The following is an 18,633-nucleotide window of genomic DNA, read 5'->3' on the forward strand; positions in this document are numbered from 1 at the left end:
AGTTTTAGGAATTTGTCGGAAAAACAGAAATCCCACCACCGCCATTCCCGCGCAGGCGGGAATCTAGAAATTTAACGTTGCGGTGATTTATCGGAAATGACTGAAACTCAACGGACTAGATTCCCGCCTGCGCGGGAATGACAGTGTATCCATTTCTAATTTTAATCCGCTATATTTTACACAAACTATTTGAACGATATGACCCGCCTGCCGTAAGCTTTCTCAAGCTCCGCCTGCCTTTGACGCTCCATTCTTTTCTTCTTTTCCCTACCGAATTTACCCAAAGCACGCTTCAAGTCAAACATCACCTTCAACGAACGGCGGTGTCTTCTTTCTTGTTCCCTATCTTTTTCCAAATCGCTACCCAACATACTGTTTTTACTGAGGAACTTGGCATAATGCAATTCTTGGGTACATAAGGCGGGATTAACCTGATAAACAGGCATCCCCTCCTTATCAAAGAAATAAGTAAACATCATCCAATCTACCGCTTTAATCCACTCTGCCGGCAAAACGGCAAACCTTTCCAAGAAAAACCGCATCGCCTCACGCGAAATGATATAGCCAGCCGTCCCCCAATGTTCGCTCTCCAGCAAAGGAAATGACCGGTTCTCATAATTCAGGACTTTATCCGGTCTGACAATAACTTTCGCAAACATCGTTTCCAAACGAACGATAAAGGCAGAATCCTTATCAAAACGCTCTTCCAACCAAGTATCTTCGGCAAGGAACTTTTCTGCGTCTTTGCCAAGCAGGACATCATCCTCAAATACGGCAACATAGGGCAGACCTTCATCCAATGCCTGTTTCCACAATACGGCGTGGCTCATAAAGCAGGCTTTTTCCACTTCGCTCAACAGGTGCTGTTTTGCCAATCCCGGCACCAATTCCGCCATCATCCGATTCAGTTCTTCAGACGGCATCAGTGCGTCGAAAAACTGAAACGGGATGCCGCGCGCGCCGAAGGTTGCGGCAATGTGCGCCCTGCGTTCTGCGGCGGAAGCTAAGCTGATAACGTGGTTTTGCATAATTTATCCTGTTTTTTGTCTGTTGGATAAAGCGGCGTTTTTCAACGGTTTTTCAGCAATCGGTGCAAAATGCCGAAGTATTGCCTCAAGGTAAACAGCCGCCGCATCCTGCCGTCTGCTGCAAATACGATGTCCATCTCTCCTCCTTTTATTGGAAAGGCACAATGAACTGTTCGCGCCTTTGCCGGCGTTTTTCCCTTTCCCTGCTGATTTTGGTCAAGGCGCGGATCAGGCGGCGTTTGAATGTGTTGGCGGGGGAATCGCGCCATTGCTGTTTGCGGTTCAGGAGGCGGTCGTGTTCGATCAGGCTGCCCAATGCGCTGTTTTGGTCGTGAAACTTGGCATAATGCAGCTCTTGGGCGCACAAGGCGGGATTGAGCTGGCAAACCGGCACTCCTTCCCTGTCGAAAAAATCGCTGAACATCATCAGATCGACGGGGTGCAGCCCTTCGGGCGGCAGGGCGGCAAACCTGTCCAGGAAAAACCGTATCGCTTTTTTGGAAATGATATAGCCCGCCGTCCCCCAGTGTTCGCTTTCCAACAGCGGAAAGGCACGCCCGCCGTAGTCCGCCACGCCGGAGGGCGAGGTCAGGACGTGCATAAACATCGTTTCCAAGCGGACGATAAAGGCGGAATCGGGGTCAAAGCGTTCTTGCAGCCAAGCGTCTTCGGCAAGGAATTTCTCCGCGCCTTCGCCGAGTAAAACGTCGTCCTCAAATACGGTGATATACGGCAGACCTTCGTCCAATGCCTGCTTCCACAATACGGCGTGGCTCATAAAGCAGGCTTTTTCCACTCCGCTCAAATAGGGGTGCGCCGACAAACCGGGTACGAGTTCCGCCATTACCTGTTCCAGCCTTTCAGACGGCATCAGTGCGTCGAAAAACTGAAACGGGATGCCGCGCGCGCCGAAGGTTGCGGCAATGTGCGCCCTGCGTTCTGCGGCGGAAGCTAAGCTGATAACGTGGTTTTGCATAATTTATCCTGTTTTTTGTCTGTTGGATAAAGCGGCGTTTTTCAACGGTTTTTCAGCAATCGGTGCAAAATGCCGAAGTATTGCCTCAAGGTAAACAGCCGCCGCATCCTGCCGTCTGCCGCGAAATCCAGCCACGCGCCGGCGGGCAGCGTGTCCGTCCGTTTGAAGCATTGGTACAAAAACCGGCGGGCGCGTTCAAAATCTTCTTCCGGCAAATGTTTCTCCAGCAATTCATACGCTACTGCTTTTATTTGGCGGTATTCAAGGCTGTCGAACCGGGTTTTAAAACCCATAGACTGCAAAAAATCGTTTCTGGCGGTTTTTTGGATGCCTTGCGCGATTTCGTGTTGGCGGACGCTGTATTTGGATGAAACCTGATTGGCGTGAAGGCGGTATTTGACCAAGGCTTCGGGATAATAAGCCAGCCTGCCCAATTTGCTGACATCGTACCAAAATTGGTAATCTTCCGCCCAATCCCGCTCGGTGTTGTAACGCAAACCGCCGTCAATGACGCTGCGCCTCATAATCATCGTGTTGTTGTGTATGGGGTTGCCGAAAGGGAAAAAGTCGGCAATATCTTCGTGTCGGGTCGGCTTTTTCCAAATTTTGCCGTGCCTGTGATGCCGCGCCAGCCGGTTGCCGTCCTTTTCTTCCGACAAAACTTCCAGCCACGCGCCCATCGCGATGATGCTGCGGTCTTTTTCCATCTCGCCCACGATTTTCTCAATCCAGTCGGGGGCGGCAATATCGTCGGCATCGGTGCGTGCAATATATTCCCCCATTCCTGACTTTGCCAATTCGTCCAGCCCGATGTTTAAAGAGGGAATCAGGCCGGAATTGCGCGGCTGCGCGAGGATGCGGATGCGGCCGTCCTGTTCTTGGAAACGCCGGGCAATGGCAAGTGTGCCGTCCGTCGAGCCGTCATCAACAATCAAAATATCCAAGTTGCGCCAAGTCTGATTCACGACGGCGGCTAATGATTGGGCGAAATATTTTTCTACGTTGTAGGCGCAAATCAATACGCTGACTAAAGGCTGCAATTTATTCTCCCGATAGGCACGATGCCGTCTGAAGGCTTCAGACGGCATTTGGACTGTACAACGGTTACTCGCCCAAAAGCGCGATGTCGGCTACCGCGTTCATTTGCTCTGCCAAGCGGTTCAGCAGGTTCAGGCGGTTTTGTTTTACGGCGGCATCTTCCGCCATTACCATCACGCCGTCAAAGAATGCATCGACTTGCGGTTTGACGGAAGCCAGTTCGGACAAGGCGGTTTGGAAATTGCCTTCGGCGACGGCGGCGGCGATTTTCGGCTGCAAGCCTTGCGCGGCGGCAAAGAGGGCTTTTTCTTCGTCCTGTTGCAACAGGCTTTCGTTAACCGCGCCCAACGCGGCATCGGCTTTTTTCAGCAGGTTTTGCACGCGTTTGTTGGCGGCGGCGAGCGCGGCGGCTTCGGGCAGCTGTTTGAACGCGGCAACGGCTTGCAGTTTGGCGGTCAAATCGTCCAAACGGCGCGGCTGTTTGGCGAGTACGGCGGCGACGATGTCTTGCGGATAATCGTTTTGCAGCAACACGGCAAGGCGCGCCTGCATAAAGTCGGCGGTTTCAGACGGCGTTTTTTCGTTGAGCAAACCTTTGGGGAAGCTGTCGAATGCCGTCTGAATCAGTTCGTTCACGTCCAAACCGTACTGCATCAGCATCCGCAAAATACCCAAGGCGGCGCGGCGCAGGGCGTAGGGGTCTTTGTCGCCGGTCGGAATCAGACCGATGCCCCAAATGCCGACCAGGGTTTCCAGCTTGTCCGCCAGTGCCACGGCGGCGGCAATTTTGCTTTCGGGCAGCTTGTCGCCGGCAAAACGCGGCTGATAGTGCTGCTCGATGGCTTCGGCGATTTCTTCGGTTTCGCCGTCCAAACGTGCATAGTATTTGCCCATCGTGCCTTGCAGTTCGGGGAACTCGCCAACCATTTCGGTTACCAAGTCGGCTTTGGCAAGACGCGCGGCGCGTTCGGCAGCGGCGGCATCCGCGCCCAATGCTTTGGCGATGTGGGCGGCAATGCTTTGCAGGCGTTCGATGCGTTCGGCTTGCGAGCCGATTTTGTTGTGGTACACCACGCTGGACAATTTCGGCAGGCGGCTTTCCAAAGTCGCTTTTTGGTCTTGTTTGTAGAAGAACTCGGCATCAGACAGGCGCGCGCGCAAAACGCGTTCGTTGCCTCGGATGATGTGCGACGGGTCTTCGGTTTGCAGGTTGGAAACCAGCAGGAAGCGGTTCATCAGCTTGCCGTTTTGGTCGAGCAGCGGAAAGTATTTTTGGTTTTGCTGCATCGTTAAAATCAAGCATTCCTGCGGCACGGCGAGGAAATGTTCCTCAAAACCGGCTTCCAAAACAACAGGCCATTCGACCAGCGCGGTTACTTCGTCCAACAATGCTTCATCGGCGGCGACGGCGGCGTTCAGACTGCGCGCCTGCCCTTCCAATGCCGTCTGAATCGCGGCTTTGCGCTCGGCAAACGAAGCGACGACTTTGCCTTGCCCGCGCATTTGTTCGGCGTAGCTGTCGGCGTTTTCAATGGTGATTTCGCCGTTGGACAAGAAGCGGTGTCCCAAGGTTTGATTGCTGCTTTGCAGACCCAAAACGCTGACGTTTACGATGTCGCCGCCGTGCAGCACAATCAGCCCGTGAACAGGGCGCACGAAGGTAAACGTGCTGCTGCCCCAACGCATCACTTTCGGAATCGGCAGTTTCTTAACGGCTTGATTGATAATGTCTTCCAAAAGTTCGCCCAGCGGTTTGCCGGTTTGGACGTATTCGTAGGCGTACACATCCTGTTTGCCGTCGTGGACGATGGTCAAGTCTTCGATTTTCGCGCCCGCACCGCGTGCGAAACCTTCCAAAGCCTTGGTCGGCGCACCGTCTTTCATGGCATTCGCCACGGCAGGGCCTTTTTTCACGATTTTTTGGTCGGCTTGAACGGCTTTGACGTTTTTGACTTGAACCGCCAAACGGCGCGGAGAAGCGTAGACGGTAAATTCAGCTGCACCGGCTATCAGTTGCGCTTTTTCCAAGCCTTCGGCAACGGAGGCGGCAAAATGGTTGCCCAGATTATTGAGGGCTTTGGGCGGGAGTTCTTCGGTAAGGAGTTCGATTAAAAGGGTTTGGGTTGTCATATGAGACTTTCTGTTTGTCCGTAGGCCCTGCTTATAAAGCCTGCATATACCGTACGGCCTGTATTAATGGATACGCAAAAAAGGCCGTCTGAAAACCTGTTTCAGACGACGTATCGTTATTTTTTAATCAACGGGAAGCCCAGTTTTTCGCGGCTTTCGACATATTTTTGCGCCACGGCGCGGCTCAACGCGCGGATGCGCCCGATGTAGGTGGCGCGTTCGGTTACGGAAATCGCGCCGCGTGCGTCTAAAAGGTTGAACGTATGCCCTGCTTTGAGAACCAGCTCGTAGGCGGGCAGCGCAAGGCTTGCTTCTTCAACGGCGAGCAGGCGTTTGGCTTGCGCTTCGTAGTCGTTGAACTGACGCAGCAGCCAGTCGGCATCGCTGTATTCGAAGTTGTAGGTGGATTGCTCGACTTCGTTTTGGTGGTACACGTCGCCGTAAGTTACTGTATTCCCGTCCAGCGTTTTTGCCCAAACGAGGTCATAGACGTTTTCTACGCCTTGCAGGTACATCGCCAAGCGTTCGATGCCGTAGGTAATTTCGCCGAGTACAGGCGTGCAGTCAATGCCGCCGACTTGTTGGAAATAGGTAAACTGGGTTACTTCCATGCCGTTGAGCCAGACTTCCCAGCCCAAACCCCATGCACCGAGGGTGGGGTTTTCCCAGTCGTCTTCGACAAAGCGGATGTCGTGGACTTTGGGATCGATGCCCAATTCGCGCAGGGAGTCGAGATAAAGGTCTTGGATATTGGCGGGGGCGGGTTTAAGGGCGACTTGGAATTGGTAATAGTGTTGCAGGCGGTTGGGGTTGTCGCCGTAGCGGCCGTCTTTGGGGCGGCGGCTGGGTTGGACGTAGGCGGCAAACCAAGGCTCGGGGCCGAGTGCGCGCAGGCAGGTGGCGGGGTGGGAAGTACCTGCGCCGACTTCCATGTCGAAAGGTTGGATGACGGTGCAGCCTTTGTCTGCCCAGAATGTTTGCAGTTTGAAGATGATTTGTTGGAAGGTAAGCATGGCTTATGATTCGATAAAATAAAGGGTTTATTTTACTGTTTCCATTGCTGTTTGGATAGGTTTATCTCAAAGACAGACTGATTTGAAAACACGGCATACATGATATAGTGGATTAAATTTAAACCAGTACAGCGTTGCCTCGCCTTAGCTCAAAGAGAACGATTCTCTAAGGTGCTGAAGCACCAAGTGAGTCGGTTCCGTACCATCTGTACTGTCTGCGGCTTCGTCGCCTTGTCCTGATTTAAATTTAATCCACTATATTTTCAAAACTTGGAAAAATAAAAAGCACGACCAAACGGTCGTGCTTTTCCAAACCAAACAAGTTTATTTCTTGTGCGAACGGATATAGTCCAAAGTTTTGAGCTGTGCAATCGCAGCAGCCAATGCTTTATGCGCCTCCGCCAAAGCCTTATCGTCTTTAGCTTGGGAAATGCCCGCTTCTGCGGCTTTTTTCGCCTCTTCCGCACGTGCCTGATCCATCTCCGCACTGCGGACGGCAACATCCGCCAAGACAGTTACTTTATCAGGCTGTACTTCCAAAACACCGCCGGAAACAGCAACCAAAACCTCTTTATCCTCGCCCGGAACGGTCAAACGCAAAGCCCCCGGCCGCACCAAACTCATAATCGGCTCGTGTCGCGGGTAAATACCAAGCTCACCTTGAACGGTCGGAACCACTACAAAGCTGGCTTCGCCCGAATAGATGTTTTGCTCGCTACTGACCACCTCAACTTGCATGATGCTCATGCCGACCTCCTCAGTTTAAGGTTTTCGCTTTCTCAACCGCTTCTTCGATGCTGCCGACCATGTAGAATGCCTGTTCGGGCAGATGATCGTATTCGCCGTTCAAGATGGCTTTGAAGCCGGCAATGGTATCGCGCAGGGCGACATATTTGCCCGGAGAACCTGTAAACACTTCGGCAACGTGGAACGGTTGGGACAGGAAGCGTTGGATTTTACGCGCACGCATTACGGTCAGTTTGTCTTCGTCAGACAATTCGTCCATACCCAAGATGGCGATGATGTCGCGCAATTCTTTGTATTTCTGCAGGGTGGACTGTACGCCGCGCGCCACGTCGTAGTGCTCTTGACCCAAGACCATCGGATCCAGTTGGCGCGAAGTGGAATCAAGCGGATCGACTGCCGGGTAAATACCCAAAGAGGCAATATCGCGGCTCAATACGACGGTTGCGTCCAAGTGGGCGAACGTTGTTGCCGGAGACGGGTCGGTCAAGTCGTCCGCAGGTACATATACGGCTTGGATAGAAGTAATAGAACCGGTTTGGGTAGAGGTAATACGCTCCTGCAAACGACCCATTTCTTCTGCCAATGTCGGTTGGTAGCCCACTGCAGACGGCATACGGCCCAACAATGCGGATACTTCGGTACCAGCCAGAGTGTAACGGTAGATGTTGTCCACGAAGAACAATACGTCGCGGCCTTTGCCGTTTTCGTCTTTTTCGTCACGGAAGTATTCCGCCATGGTCAAACCGGTCAATGCGACGCGCAAACGGTTGCCCGGAGGTTCGTTCATCTGACCGTAAACCATTGCCACTTTATCCAATACGTTGGAATCTTTCATCTCGTGGTAGAAGTCGTTACCTTCGCGGGTACGCTCACCCACGCCTGCGAACACGGACAAGCCGCTGTGCGCTTTGGCGATGTTGTTGATCAATTCCATCATGTTCACGGTTTTACCCACACCGGCACCGCCGAACAGACCTACTTTACCGCCTTTGGCAAACGGACACAGCAAGTCAATCACTTTAATGCCCGTTTCGAGCAATTCGGTTGTGGAAGACAGTTCGTCAAACTTAGGAGCGGCTTGGTGGATGGCACGGCTCTTGTCGGTATCGATTCGACCTGCCTCGTCAACAGGCGTTCCCAATACATCGACAATGCGTCCCAACGTACCTTTACCTACCGGCACAGTAATGGGCGCACCGGTATTGCTCACAGTCATGCCGCGTTTCAAACCGTCCGAGCTGCCCATCGCAATGGTACGGACTACGCCGTCGCCCAAAAGCTGTTGGACTTCCAAAGTCAGACCGTTTTCGTCTAATTTCAAAGCGTCGTAAACGCGCGGAATCATGTCGCGTGGAAATTCCACGTCAACAACCGCACCGATAATTTGTACGATTTTGCCTTGGCTCATTATCGTATCCTAATTTCCGTACAGGATTCAGACGGCATCAGACAGCCGCCGCACCTGCTACAATTTCTGACAATTCCGTGGTAATCGCAGCTTGACGCGATTTGTTATATACCAAACGCAACTCTTTGATGGCATTGCCTGCATTGTCTGTTGCAGCTTTCATGGCAACCATGCGGGCTGCCTGTTCGGATGCCATATTGTCGCTCAACGCCTGATAAACCACAGACTCTAAATAGCGGCGAACCAGATATTCCAACACTGCAAGTGCAGTCGGTTCGTAGCGGTATTCCCAGCTGAACGGTGATTTGGGAGCTGAATCGCCAATCACGTTCTCACCGATAGGCAGCAATACTTCCATTCTCGGTTCTTGACGCATGGTATTGACAAAACCCGAATACACCAGATGGATTCTGTCAATTTCATGTTTCTCATACCGTTGGAAGAGTTCTGTCAAAGGTCCGAGCAGCATTTCCATTTTTGGGGTATCGCCCAAATTTACGGCACTGGCAACCACATTCAGACCAATGCTCTGACACGCCATCAGACCTTTACTGCCAAGGCATACGATTTCCTCTTCAATACCTTGATTCCGATACTCTTGAACTTGTGCCAAAAACTTTTTCAGCACGTTGGCGTTCAAACCGCCACACAAACCCTTATCAGACGTAATCAAAATAAAACCGACACGTCTGATTTCCCGATGAGATTCCAGTAACGGAATACCATGATCGGTATTGGTTTGCGCAAGATGGCTCATCACCATACGCACTTTTTCGGCATACGGACGCGCCAAACGCATCCGTTCCTGAGTCTTCCGCATTTTAGAGGTTGACACCATCTGCATCGCTTTAGTGATCTTTTGGGTATTCTGAACACTGCGGATTTTGGTGAGAATCTCTTTTCCTACTGCCATTTCAGACTCCTTTCACTTCAAGCCTTATGCCTGATAGGCGTAAGAAGATTTGAAGGATTTCATGGCTGCTTCAAGCGTTTTCTCGCTCTCGTCGGACATTGCACCTGAAGCATTGACGGCTTCCAAAACTTCCGGATGTTGGGTACGGACAAAGCTCAAAAATTCAGATTCAAAAGCCAGAGCTTTGGCAACCGGAACATCAGAATACGAACCGTTGTTGATTGCCCAAAGGGTCAAAGCCATTTCAGCCGTATTCAACGTACTGAACTGTTTCTGTTTCATCAGTTCGGTTACGACTTCGCCATGCTCCAATTGTTTGCGCGTAGCTTCATCCAAATCGGATGCAAATTGCGAGAACGCCGCCAATTCACGATATTGTGCCAACGCCAAACGGATACCGCCACCCAGCTTTTTAATCACTTTGGTTTGTGCAGCACCGCCTACGCGGGATACGGAAATACCGGCATTGATTGCAGGACGGATACCGGCGTTGAAGAGGTCGGTTTCCAAGAAAATCTGACCGTCGGTAATCGAAATGACGTTAGTCGGAACGAAAGCAGATACGTCGCCCGCTTGGGTTTCGATAATCGGCAAAGCAGTCAGAGAACCGGTTTTGCCTTTTACTTCGCCGTTGGTCAATTTCTCCACTTCGTGTTCATTGACACGTGCTGCACGTTCCAACAGACGGGAGTGCAGGTAGAACACATCGCCGGGATAGGCTTCGCGGCCGGGCGGACGGCGCAAAAGCAGGGAAATTTGACGGTAAGCCACAGCCTGTTTGGACAAATCGTCATAAACAATCAAGGCATCTTCGCCGCGGTCGCGGAAGAATTCACCCATCGTACAACCGGAGTAAGGTGCGATATATTGCAATGCCGCCGCTTCAGATGCAGTTGCAGCAACCACAATCGTGTGTTCCATCGCGCCATGCTCTTCCAATTTGCGGACCACGTTGGCAATAGAAGATGCTTTTTGACCGATAGCGACATAGATACAGATAACACCCGTACCTTTTTGGTTGACGATGGCATCCAGCGCTACGGCCGTTTTACCGGTTTGACGGTCGCCAATAATCAACTCACGCTGACCGCGACCGACAGGAACCATAGAGTCAATCGCCTTCAGACCGGTTTGCATCGGCTGGTCAACCGATTTGCGCGCAATCACGCCCGGTGCGATTTTTTCGATAGGGGCGGTCAAAGTTGTATTAATCGGGCCTTTGCCGTCGATAGGCCGACCCAATGCATCAACGACGCGTCCGACCAGTTCGCGTCCGACCGGCACTTCCAAGATACGACCGGTACAGGTAACCGTGTCGCCTTCTTTAATATGTTCGTACTCGCCCAACACTACGGCGCCGACGGAGTCGCGCTCCAGGTTCATCGCCAAGCCGAAAGTGTTACCCGGGAATTCGAGCATCTCACCTTGCATTGCATCTGACAAACCATGGATGCGAACGATACCGTCAGTTACCGAAATCACCGTACCACGGGTACGCACTTCGGCATTTACAGACAGATTTTCGATCTTGGCTTTAATCAAATCGCTAATTTCAGCAGGATTAAGCTGCATGAAAACTCTCCTAATTCGTCATAGTCGTGTACAAGGCACTCAATTTGCCTTGTACAGACAAATCCAAAACCTGATCACCCACTTCAACTTTTATGCCGCCAATCAGCTCCGGTTCGATTTCGACAGAGATTTTCAGCTCGCTGTCGAAACGCTTATTCAGCATTTGCGCCAACTCGCCGACCTGTTTGTCGGTCAACGGATAGGCACTGTAAATGACGGCAGATTTGATATGGTTGAATGATAAGGTCAAGTCTTGATATTGAGCATATACTTCCGGCAATATCGACAAACGTTTCTGCCCGGCCAAGACGATAACAAAGTTTTTCAACTCCTTGTCTTTCAAACCGACCAAATCGATGAGGATATCTGCTTTTTCTGAAGCATTCGTTTCAGGACGGTCAATCAATGAAGCCACCTTCCCTTCCTGAACAACCGCCGCAAGTTTTTCCAGTCCGCCCAACCAAGACTCAATTTGGCTTTTTTCCTGAGCCAGACCGAACAATGCCTTTGCATAAGGTCTGGCAATCGTTGCGAACTCTGCCATAAGATTACAGCTCCTGTTTCAGGGTATCGAGCAGTTTTGCGTGTTTGGAAGCATCGACTTCGCTGCGCAAAATAGATTCGGCACCTTTGACAGCCAACACGGCAACCTGCTCGCGCAGGGATTCGCGTGCGCGGAACAATTCCTGCTCCACATCGGCCTTTGCCTGAGCTGCAATGCGCGCCGCCTCGGAAGAAGCCTGTTCTTTGGCTTCTTCGACAATTTTGGCGGCACGTTTTTCGGCGTTGGCAACCATTTCGGAAACCTGATTACGCCCTTCTGCCAAGAGTTCTGCAACCTTTTTTTCAGCCTGCTCGAAATCGCTTTTACCACGCTCGGCGGCAGCCAAGCCTTCGGCGACTTTTGCGGCACGCTCATCCAAAGCTTTTGCAATCGGCGGCCACACGAATTTCATGGTAAACCATACCAAACCGAAAAAGACGATGATTTGAGCGAATAATGTTGCATTGATATTCACGTTACTTAACCTTCGTACTGGGGTTAATCAAACAGGCTGCGCCTGTACGGAACGGACGAATCCGTCCTGATTATGCACCTGCAAACGGGTTAACGAAGGCGAACAGCAGTGCAATGGCGACACCAATCAAGAATGCGGCATCAATCAAACCGGCAATCAGGAACAGTTTGGTTTGCAGCGGACCGATCAGTTCGGGCTGACGGGCAGAAGACTCCAAATATTTAGAACCGACCATTGCGATACCGATAGAGGCACCCAATGCACCCAATGCAACGATCAAACCACATGCGATAGCAATCAAACCCATTTTAAACTCCTTAAAGAAACAAAGGTTAAACTACAAAAACAAACTACTTAGGAAAATCAGTGCGCATCATGTGCCTGTCCGATATAGACGAACGCCAACGCCATGAAAATAAACGCCTGCAGGGTAATCACCAAAATATGGAAAATCGCCCATGCCAAACCGGCAATAATGTGGAATACAAACAGAATCGGATCCATGACTTCGACGCTGCCGGAAGCCGCCCAAGCACCGCCAAGCAAGGCTATCAGCAAGAATACCAACTCGCCCGCATACATATTGCCGAACAACCGCATACCGTGGGATACGGTTTTAGAAAGAAACTCGACCAAATTCAACAGAAAGTTCGCAGGTGCGAGTTTTGCACCGAACGGCGCGCTGAACAACTCGTGAAACCAGCCACCCAATCCTTTGATTTTGATGTTGTAATAGATACAAATCAGCAACACGCCGACAGCGAGTGCCAAAGTGGTGTTCAAATCGGCAGTCGGTACGACGCGCAGCAGGGCGTGATGGTTGCCGGTAATGCCCTGCCATACCATCGGCAGCAAATCGACCGGCAGCATATCCATCGCGTTCATCAGAAAAATCCAGACAAACAGCGTCAGACCCAACGGCGCGACGGCTTTTCTAGACTTTTCGTTGTGAATGATGCTCTTACACATATCGTCCACAAACTCAAACAAGATTTCCACGGCAGCCTGGAAACGTCCGGGAACGCCTGCCGTTGCTTTTTTCGCACCGCGCCACAACAGAAAGCTGCCGATTACGCCCAACAGGACGGCAAAAAAGACGGCATCAAGGTTAATAAACGAAAAATCAGCAATGTTTTTCAGTCCCTGACCCTGAGTAACATCCGACAAACTGGTCAAGCTCTGCAAGTGGTGCTTGATGTAGTCGGCAGCGGTAATGGTTTCACCTGCCATAATCTTTCACTCTCAACAATACTAAAAAAACCAAATGGCTGACACCGAGCAGCCCCATCAGAAACGGGGCGAACACCAGCGATTGATGCCATATTGCAAATACGGCGAGCATGGACAACAGCGACAGCACTACTTTTAAAATCTCTCCGAAGACGAACATCCTGCTTTGCAGGAAAGGGTTTCCCCTGAAAAGTTTTAAAAGTAAAACTGCAACAAACGTGGGAAGCAGGTAGGACAAACCGCCACCGACCGCCGAAAGGAATCCGGCAAAACCCCATACAGCAAAGGCAACTGCGGCGCATATGGACAATACGGCGGATTGTAGGATGATAATCTGCTTCATAAAGGGAATGTTTCCGCCTCGGATTTGGGGCGCGGCTAATATAATTTAGAAGCCTTATTACGTCAAGCGACAGTTAATCTTTGTGAAACAACGTATCCCAATCCGCCGCGCTCGCCGCCTGAATAACGGCGACAGGTGTCATTCTAACACACATTACATATAATTACAGGATATTAAGGAGTTTGTCCGCAATTTCTTTACACTTTTAATGTTCTTACGTGATTTGTTTGCTTTACGTGGAAATAATAAAAAATCAACGCGAAATTGTAGCAGTTTATCGGTCGGATTGTCGGCAGTTTGGGGAATTTGCTCAATAAATAAAAGGTCGTCTGAAAATATTTTCAGACGACCTTTTCCGAATAAAGGATTAGCAACGGCCTGCCGCTTTAAGCAAAGCATTGCATTGACTTTTGCCTTTGTGCGTTCCGCCTCCCAAACAAATTGCATCGGAAGTGGTAACGCCGATTGTGCTGATTACACTGGTAACATAGCATTGGCTCACGCGCTTACCCACAGTTGCGGTAAAGTTGATGCGTATGCCTTCATTGCTGCGGTTGCTGATTTTTACGGCATTTGGGCTGACGCCCAAGGCAAACGCGGCACGTTCCTGAAGTTTCTGGTCGGAAACGGTTACATTATTGATTGAGCCGCAACCTGCTAATGCCAACGCAACGAACGCAGCCGAAACGATGATGCGTGTGTTCATAATTTCCTCGAAAATTAAAAATGAAAACAGGAAAACGATTCTTACGTGAAGCAGAAAAATGTCAATAGAATTATATTTCCCACTTAAAATCTGGAAAGCTGTTCTCTATATTTCAGACGGTATATCCCGCAAAATTAAGGTCGGTAATCTATGCCCAACTGCTTCAAGATATGGTCGAAGGTTTCGGGCGTGTCGAAATGCAGGATGATTCTGCCTTTTTTATGGTTGGCGGTTTTGATTTCGGCGTTGACACCCAGTTTTTCAGTCAGCAAATCATTCAGGCGGCCGATGTCGGCGGCGGCAGTTTTTTTGGGCTCGGGACGTTTGTTTTGAAGGGCGGCTTGGCTGCGGCGTTCGACTTCGCGCACCGACCAGCCGTTTTTGACAGCCTTTTGCGCCAATTCGAGCTGTTCGACGACGGGCAGGGTCAGCAGTGCGCGGGCGTGCCCCATTTCGAGGCGGCGTTGGTAAAGCATTTCCTGCACGGGTTCGGGCAGGCTTAAAAGGCGCAGGCTGTTGGAAATCGCGCTTCGGCTTTTACCGACGGCTTGGGCGATGGTTTCGTGGGTCAGCCCGAACTCGTCGGCAAGGCGTTTCAAGCCTTGTGCTTCTTCGATGGGGTTGAGGTTTTCGCGCTGGAGGTTTTCGATCAAACCCATTGCCAACGCGGTTTCGTCGCTGATGGTTTTGATAACGGCGGGGATTTCGGTCAGGCCGGCAATCTGTGCGGCACGCCAACGCCGCTCCCCCGCAATCAGTTCGTATCGGGACAGTCCGTGTTCGCGCACGATGACGGGCTGTATCACGCCTTGCGCCTTAATCGAATCTGCCAGCTCCTGCAAGGCTTCGTCATCGATTTGAACACGCGCCTGATAGCGGCCGGGCCGGATATCTTTAACCGCAACCGTGGTCAATCGGTCGCCGCTGCTGTTGTCTGCGCCGTTGGCGAGCAGCGAATCCAAACCGCGCCCCAATCCGCCTTTTACTTTTGCCATACCGCCCTCCCGTGCCTATTCAGATAGGATGTTAAATCGGATATTTTATCGGATATTGGGTGTTGCCGACAATTTGTATCCGTATTTATCGGATTTCTGTTTTTTCACTATAATAGCCGGTTTGCCGTTGCAGGCGGTTTTATGGGAAAGGCGGATGATGGTACGGCGTTTGATAATCGGCATCAGTGGGGCGAGCGGTTTCCAATACGGCGTGAAGGCTTTGGAACTTTTACGCGCGCAAGATATCGAAACGCACCTTGTGGTATCGAAAGGTGCGGAGATGGCGCGCGCTTCGGAAACGGCTTATGCGAGAGACGAGGTATATGCCCTCGCGGACTTCGTGCATCCGATCGGCAATATCGGGGCGTGCATTGCCAGCGGTACGTTTAAAACGGACGGGATGCTGGTCGCCCCCTGTTCGATGCGGACGCTTGCCTCGGTCGCGCACGGCTTCGGCGACAACCTCTTGACGCGTGCGGCGGATGTGGTTTTGAAGGAAAGGCGGCGGCTGGTGCTGATGGTGCGCGAAACGCCGCTGAACCTTGCCCATTTGGACAATATGAAGCGGGTAACGGAAATGGGCGGCGTGGTGTTTCCCCCTGTTCCTGCGATGTACCGCAAACCGCAGACGGCGGACGACATAGTGGCGCACAGTGTTGCACACGCTTTGTCGCTGTTCGGAATCGATACGCCGGATTCGGCGGAATGGCAGGGAATGGCGGATTAAAGGACAAAAATGCCGTCTGAACACGGATACGGTTCAGACGGCATCATTTTATACGACTGCCTTATTTGGCTGCGCCTTCATTCCATGCGGCAGGGGATTTGTAGCCCTCGAAGCGTTTGTGCGCGTAGGCTTTGAACGCGTCGGAGTTATAGGCCTCGGTTACGTCTTTAAGCCATTGGCTGTCTTTGTCGGCGGTTTTGACGGCAGACCAGTTGACATAGGCAAAGCTCGGTTCTTGGAACAGGGCTTCGGTCAGCTTCATGCCGCTGCTTATGGCGTAGTTGCCGTTGACGACGGCAAAATCCACGTCGGCGCGGCTACGCGGCAGTTGCGCGGCTTCAAGCTCGACGATTTTGATGTTTTTCAGGTTCTCGGCGATGTCCGCTTTGGATGCGGTCAACGGATTGATGCCGTCTTTGAGTTTGATCCAACCCAGTTCGTCGAGCATCACCAAGACGCGGGCGAAGTTGGACGGGTCGTTGGGCGCGGATACGGTGCTGCCGTCTTTGACTTCTTCCAGCGATTTCAGCTTGCCCGGGTACAGTCCCAAAGGCGCGGTCGGCACTTGGAAGACTTCGGTGATGTCCAGATTGTGTTCTTTTTTGAAGTCGTCAAGATAGGGTTTGTGTTGGAAGACGTTGATGTCCAACTCGCCCTCAGCCAATGCCAGATTCGGGCGTACATAGTCGGTAAACTCGACCAGTTTGACGGTGTAGCCTTTTTTCTCCAGCTCGGGTTGGATTTGTTCTTTGACCATATCGCCGAAGTCGCCGACGGTCGTGCCGAAGACGATTTCTTTTTTCGCCGCGCCGTTGTCGGCGGCGGCAGAAGCGGATGCGGCGGGCGCGCTGTCTTTTTGACCGCCGCAGGCGGCGAGGATGAGCGCGAGTGCGGCGGCGGAAAGGGTTTTGAAGAAGGTTTTCATATTTTCTCCTGATGTTGTGGCGGTTTCAAACAAAAATGACGGGCAGGGAGTCCTGCCGTCCGGATTCGGCGTTCAGACGGCATTTGCCGCGAACAGGGGAATTTTATAGCATTTTTCGGATAGCGGTGGGGGTTTTGGCGTTCAGACGGCATTTTGGGTTCAACGTTTGTCGAGTTTCCGCGCCAACGTGTTGCCGGTGCTTTGAATCAGGATAACGAGCAGCACGAGGAGGGCGACGATGAAGACGATGACTTCGGTTTGGTAGCGGTAGTAGCCGTAGCGGATGGCGAGGTCGCCCAAGCCGCCGCCGCCTATCATCCCTGCCGCCGCGCTGTATGACAAAAGCCCGATGGCAAGCACGGTAATGCTGGAAACCATGCCCGCGCGCGCTTCGTTCAAGAGGACTTTGCAGACGATGGCAATCGGAGGCGCACCCATCGCGGCGGCGGCTTCAATCACGCCTTTGGGGACTTCGCGCAGGTTTTGTTCCACCAGTCGGGCAAAATAAAACAATCCCGACACGCTCAACACCAGCGAGGCGGCAACCGGGCCGATGGTGCTGCCGACGATGGCGCGTGTGGCGGGTATCATCGCAATCATCAAAATGACGAAGGGGAAGGCGCGCATGAGGTTGACGAGGTTGTCGAGCAGGAAGTTCACCGGCTTGTTGTAATGCAGTTGGCGGCTGGAAGTTACGAAGAGCAACACGCCCAGCAACGTGCCGAAAACGACGGCGAATGTGGTGGACAAACCGACCATTACGAAGGTTTCGCCCAATGCGCGGACGATTTCGCCTTTCATACCGATGATGTTGGAAACGGTTTGTTCAAATGTTAAGCCTGCCATATTCAGTCCTCCCGAATCAGTTCGCGCCCGATGTCGGATCGGGCGTGGATTTGGTTGCCGCGTACTTCGACGATTTCGACGACTTTGCCTTTATCCAACAGGGCGGCGCGGTCGCACAGTCGTCTGATAACGCTCATTTCGTGGGTTACGATGACGATGGTTACGTTGAATCGTTTGTTGATGTCTTCCAAACATTCCAAGACGCTGCGCGTGGTGGCGGGGTCGAGGGCGGAAGTGGGTTCGTCGGCGAGGATGACTTGGGGTTTGGGCGCGAGTGCGCGGGCGATGCCGACACGTTGTTTCTGCCCGCCGGAAAGCTGGGCGGGATAGTGGCCGGCGCGTTCGGTCAAGCCGACGATTTCAAGGCATTCTTTAACGCGCGCTTTGATTTTTTCAGACGGCCATCCGGCGATTTCCAAAGGAAAGGCGACATTGCCGGCGACGGTGCGGTTGTTCAACAGGTTGAACTGCTGAAACACCATGCCGATATTCTGCCGCGCCTGACGCAATGCGGCGGCATCAAGCGCGGTCAGCTCTTGTCCGCAGACGTTGACCTTGCCCGTGTCGGGGCGTTCCAACAGGTTAATCAGCCGCAACAGGGTGGATTTGCCCGCGCCGGAATAGCCCATCAGCCCGAAGATTTCGCCGTCGCGGATTTCAAGGCTGGTCGGCTCGACGGCGGCAAAACGGGTCTTGTCGCGCGTTTGGTAATGCTTGGAAACCTTGTCCAAAATAATCATTGTCTTTCCCATACAACAAAGCCCGATGCAGGACACAACGGGCGCGGAAGATAAAGCTGAAATTGTCGGAACGCTTTAGCTGTTATGCCCGCAAGCTGTGTCAAATCGGCAGGTTAATTTTCGTAGGATATTATCGGGAAAGCATTTTTTTGTCAATAAAGCAGGAAGCGGGCAACCATTTCGGACAATGCCGTCTGAAACGGGCAAAGGCAGCGGTTCGCACCAAAACGGCAAATAATTGAAAAACATATAGTGGATTAACAAAAATCAGGACAAG

At 52.0% G+C, this 18,633-nt stretch carries 20 protein-coding genes and 1 pseudogene; 1 reads left to right on the forward strand and 20 read right to left on the reverse strand.

From position 1 onward, the window contains the following. Nucleotides 1-185: 185 nt before the first annotated feature. From HMPREF2959_RS09955 to HMPREF2959_RS10040, 17 genes and pseudogenes are all read right to left on the reverse strand, one after another. Nucleotides 186-1,028: a glycosyltransferase family 25 protein gene (locus HMPREF2959_RS09955; protein WP_002229953.1), complete on the reverse strand. Its 843-nt coding sequence runs from the start codon at nucleotides 1,026-1,028 to the stop codon at nucleotides 186-188. Between the two features lie 41 nt (nucleotides 1,029-1,069). Then, nucleotides 1,070-1,153, reverse strand: a pseudogene (locus tag HMPREF2959_RS09960) (lacto-N-neotetraose biosynthesis glycosyl transferase); the annotation flags it as partial. A 23-nt stretch (nucleotides 1,154-1,176) separates the two neighbouring features. Further along, the gene (locus HMPREF2959_RS09965) at nucleotides 1,177-2,004 is read right to left on the reverse strand and encodes a glycosyltransferase family 25 protein (RefSeq protein WP_070696745.1); all 828 of its coding nucleotides are present in this window, start codon (nucleotides 2,002-2,004) and stop codon (nucleotides 1,177-1,179) included. A 41-nt stretch (nucleotides 2,005-2,045) separates the two neighbouring features. Further along, nucleotides 2,046-3,092, reverse strand: coding sequence for a glycosyltransferase family 2 protein (locus tag HMPREF2959_RS09970; protein WP_002229957.1), 1,047 nt, complete (start codon nucleotides 3,090-3,092; stop codon nucleotides 2,046-2,048). 16 nt (nucleotides 3,093-3,108) lie between these two features. Next, nucleotides 3,109-5,172, reverse strand: coding sequence for a glycine--tRNA ligase subunit beta (glyS, locus tag HMPREF2959_RS09975; RefSeq protein ID WP_002243908.1), 2,064 nt, complete (start codon nucleotides 5,170-5,172; stop codon nucleotides 3,109-3,111). A 116-nt stretch (nucleotides 5,173-5,288) separates the two neighbouring features. Continuing rightward, nucleotides 5,289-6,185, reverse strand: coding sequence for a glycine--tRNA ligase subunit alpha (gene glyQ, locus HMPREF2959_RS09980; protein ID WP_002214781.1), 897 nt, complete (start codon nucleotides 6,183-6,185; stop codon nucleotides 5,289-5,291). A gap of 324 nt (nucleotides 6,186-6,509) precedes the next feature. Beyond that, a complete protein-coding gene (locus HMPREF2959_RS09985) occupies nucleotides 6,510-6,932 on the reverse strand; it encodes a F0F1 ATP synthase subunit epsilon (protein ID WP_002221462.1) in 423 nt (140 codons plus the stop codon). A 10-nt stretch (nucleotides 6,933-6,942) separates the two neighbouring features. After that, nucleotides 6,943-8,340, reverse strand: coding sequence for a F0F1 ATP synthase subunit beta (gene atpD / locus HMPREF2959_RS09990; RefSeq protein WP_002243907.1), 1,398 nt, complete (start codon nucleotides 8,338-8,340; stop codon nucleotides 6,943-6,945). A gap of 37 nt (nucleotides 8,341-8,377) precedes the next feature. Then, nucleotides 8,378-9,253 (reverse strand): F0F1 ATP synthase subunit gamma, encoded by an 876-nt coding sequence (gene atpG, locus HMPREF2959_RS09995; protein ID WP_002218049.1) that lies wholly within the window; start codon nucleotides 9,251-9,253, stop codon nucleotides 8,378-8,380. Between the two features lie 24 nt (nucleotides 9,254-9,277). Continuing rightward, complete coding sequence (atpA, locus tag HMPREF2959_RS10000) at nucleotides 9,278-10,825, reverse strand: F0F1 ATP synthase subunit alpha (protein ID WP_002214789.1); 1,548 nt, start codon at nucleotides 10,823-10,825, stop codon at nucleotides 9,278-9,280. Nucleotides 10,826-10,835: 10 nt separating this feature from the next. Beyond that, nucleotides 10,836-11,369: a F0F1 ATP synthase subunit delta gene (locus HMPREF2959_RS10005; RefSeq protein ID WP_002221463.1), complete on the reverse strand. Its 534-nt coding sequence runs from the start codon at nucleotides 11,367-11,369 to the stop codon at nucleotides 10,836-10,838. A 4-nt stretch (nucleotides 11,370-11,373) separates the two neighbouring features. Next, nucleotides 11,374-11,844 (reverse strand): F0F1 ATP synthase subunit B, encoded by a 471-nt coding sequence (locus HMPREF2959_RS10010; protein WP_002214796.1) that lies wholly within the window; start codon nucleotides 11,842-11,844, stop codon nucleotides 11,374-11,376. A 70-nt stretch (nucleotides 11,845-11,914) separates the two neighbouring features. Further along, the gene (gene atpE / locus HMPREF2959_RS10015; protein ID WP_002214801.1) at nucleotides 11,915-12,151 is read right to left on the reverse strand and encodes a F0F1 ATP synthase subunit C; all 237 of its coding nucleotides are present in this window, start codon (nucleotides 12,149-12,151) and stop codon (nucleotides 11,915-11,917) included. A 56-nt stretch (nucleotides 12,152-12,207) separates the two neighbouring features. Beyond that, nucleotides 12,208-13,074 (reverse strand): F0F1 ATP synthase subunit A, encoded by an 867-nt coding sequence (atpB, locus tag HMPREF2959_RS10020; RefSeq protein WP_002214802.1) that lies wholly within the window; start codon nucleotides 13,072-13,074, stop codon nucleotides 12,208-12,210. Further along, nucleotides 13,064-13,417 carry an ATP synthase subunit I gene (locus tag HMPREF2959_RS10025; protein ID WP_002214803.1) on the reverse strand — a complete coding sequence of 118 codons (354 nt, stop codon included), beginning with the start codon at nucleotides 13,415-13,417 and terminating at the stop codon, nucleotides 13,064-13,066. Before HMPREF2959_RS10025 ends, atpB begins: the two co-directional genes overlap by 11 nt. Before the next feature lie 367 nt (nucleotides 13,418-13,784). After that, a complete protein-coding gene (locus HMPREF2959_RS10035; RefSeq protein WP_002219872.1) occupies nucleotides 13,785-14,123 on the reverse strand; it encodes a hypothetical protein in 339 nt (112 codons plus the stop codon). Nucleotides 14,124-14,257: 134 nt separating this feature from the next. Further along, nucleotides 14,258-15,118 carry a ParB/RepB/Spo0J family partition protein gene (locus tag HMPREF2959_RS10040; RefSeq protein ID WP_002218058.1) on the reverse strand — a complete coding sequence of 287 codons (861 nt, stop codon included), beginning with the start codon at nucleotides 15,116-15,118 and terminating at the stop codon, nucleotides 14,258-14,260. 157 nt (nucleotides 15,119-15,275) lie between these two features. Here HMPREF2959_RS10040 and HMPREF2959_RS10045 point away from each other — a divergent pair, with 157 nt between their 5' ends. Beyond that, entirely contained in the window at nucleotides 15,276-15,845 is a 570-nt protein-coding gene (locus HMPREF2959_RS10045; RefSeq protein ID WP_002226744.1) for a UbiX family flavin prenyltransferase, read from the forward strand. 61 nt (nucleotides 15,846-15,906) lie between these two features. Here the strand turns inward: HMPREF2959_RS10045 and HMPREF2959_RS10050 are convergent, their stop codons facing one another. From HMPREF2959_RS10050 to HMPREF2959_RS10060, 3 genes are all read right to left on the reverse strand, one after another. Then, nucleotides 15,907-16,770 carry a MetQ/NlpA family ABC transporter substrate-binding protein gene (locus HMPREF2959_RS10050; protein WP_002218060.1) on the reverse strand — a complete coding sequence of 288 codons (864 nt, stop codon included), beginning with the start codon at nucleotides 16,768-16,770 and terminating at the stop codon, nucleotides 15,907-15,909. A gap of 159 nt (nucleotides 16,771-16,929) precedes the next feature. Next, entirely contained in the window at nucleotides 16,930-17,616 is a 687-nt protein-coding gene (locus HMPREF2959_RS10055; protein ID WP_002243906.1) for a methionine ABC transporter permease, read from the reverse strand. Between the two features lie 2 nt (nucleotides 17,617-17,618). Next, nucleotides 17,619-18,356 (reverse strand): methionine ABC transporter ATP-binding protein, encoded by a 738-nt coding sequence (locus HMPREF2959_RS10060; RefSeq protein WP_002243905.1) that lies wholly within the window; start codon nucleotides 18,354-18,356, stop codon nucleotides 17,619-17,621. Nucleotides 18,357-18,633: the final 277 nt, after the last annotated feature.

It is taken from the genome of Neisseria sp. HMSC070F02 (genome assembly GCF_001814225.1).
Taxonomy (GTDB): domain Bacteria; phylum Pseudomonadota; class Gammaproteobacteria; order Burkholderiales; family Neisseriaceae; genus Neisseria; species Neisseria meningitidis.

What these genes read in the sequence shown, in the direction of transcription:
- HMPREF2959_RS09955 (WP_002229953.1), bottom strand. Translation starts at nt 1,028, where the DNA reads ATGCAAAACCACGTTATCAGCTTAGCTTCCGCCGCAGAACGCAGGGCG.
- HMPREF2959_RS09965 (WP_070696745.1), bottom strand. Translation starts at nt 2,004, where the DNA reads ATGCAAAACCACGTTATCAGCTTAGCTTCCGCCGCAGAACGCAGGGCG.
- HMPREF2959_RS09970 (WP_002229957.1), bottom strand. Translation starts at nt 3,092, where the DNA reads ATGCCGTCTGAAGCCTTCAGACGGCATCGTGCCTATCGGGAGAATAAA.
- glyS (WP_002243908.1), bottom strand. Translation starts at nt 5,172, where the DNA reads ATGACAACCCAAACCCTTTTAATCGAACTCCTTACCGAAGAACTCCCG.
- glyQ (WP_002214781.1), bottom strand. Translation starts at nt 6,185, where the DNA reads ATGCTTACCTTCCAACAAATCATCTTCAAACTGCAAACATTCTGGGCA.
- HMPREF2959_RS09985 (WP_002221462.1), bottom strand. Translation starts at nt 6,932, where the DNA reads ATGAGCATCATGCAAGTTGAGGTGGTCAGTAGCGAGCAAAACATCTAT.
- atpD (WP_002243907.1), bottom strand. Translation starts at nt 8,340, where the DNA reads ATGAGCCAAGGCAAAATCGTACAAATTATCGGTGCGGTTGTTGACGTG.
- atpG (WP_002218049.1), bottom strand. Translation starts at nt 9,253, where the DNA reads ATGGCAGTAGGAAAAGAGATTCTCACCAAAATCCGCAGTGTTCAGAAT.
- atpA (WP_002214789.1), bottom strand. Translation starts at nt 10,825, where the DNA reads ATGCAGCTTAATCCTGCTGAAATTAGCGATTTGATTAAAGCCAAGATC.
- HMPREF2959_RS10005 (WP_002221463.1), bottom strand. Translation starts at nt 11,369, where the DNA reads ATGGCAGAGTTCGCAACGATTGCCAGACCTTATGCAAAGGCATTGTTC.
- atpE (WP_002214801.1), bottom strand. Translation starts at nt 12,151, where the DNA reads ATGGGTTTGATTGCTATCGCATGTGGTTTGATCGTTGCATTGGGTGCA.
- atpB (WP_002214802.1), bottom strand. Translation starts at nt 13,074, where the DNA reads ATGGCAGGTGAAACCATTACCGCTGCCGACTACATCAAGCACCACTTG.
- HMPREF2959_RS10025 (WP_002214803.1), bottom strand. Translation starts at nt 13,417, where the DNA reads ATGAAGCAGATTATCATCCTACAATCCGCCGTATTGTCCATATGCGCC.
- HMPREF2959_RS10035 (WP_002219872.1), bottom strand. Translation starts at nt 14,123, where the DNA reads ATGAACACACGCATCATCGTTTCGGCTGCGTTCGTTGCGTTGGCATTA.
- HMPREF2959_RS10040 (WP_002218058.1), bottom strand. Translation starts at nt 15,118, where the DNA reads ATGGCAAAAGTAAAAGGCGGATTGGGGCGCGGTTTGGATTCGCTGCTC.
- HMPREF2959_RS10045 (WP_002226744.1), top strand. Translation starts at nt 15,276, where the DNA reads ATGGTACGGCGTTTGATAATCGGCATCAGTGGGGCGAGCGGTTTCCAA.
- HMPREF2959_RS10050 (WP_002218060.1), bottom strand. Translation starts at nt 16,770, where the DNA reads ATGAAAACCTTCTTCAAAACCCTTTCCGCCGCCGCACTCGCGCTCATC.
- HMPREF2959_RS10055 (WP_002243906.1), bottom strand. Translation starts at nt 17,616, where the DNA reads ATGGCAGGCTTAACATTTGAACAAACCGTTTCCAACATCATCGGTATG.
- HMPREF2959_RS10060 (WP_002243905.1), bottom strand. Translation starts at nt 18,356, where the DNA reads ATGATTATTTTGGACAAGGTTTCCAAGCATTACCAAACGCGCGACAAG.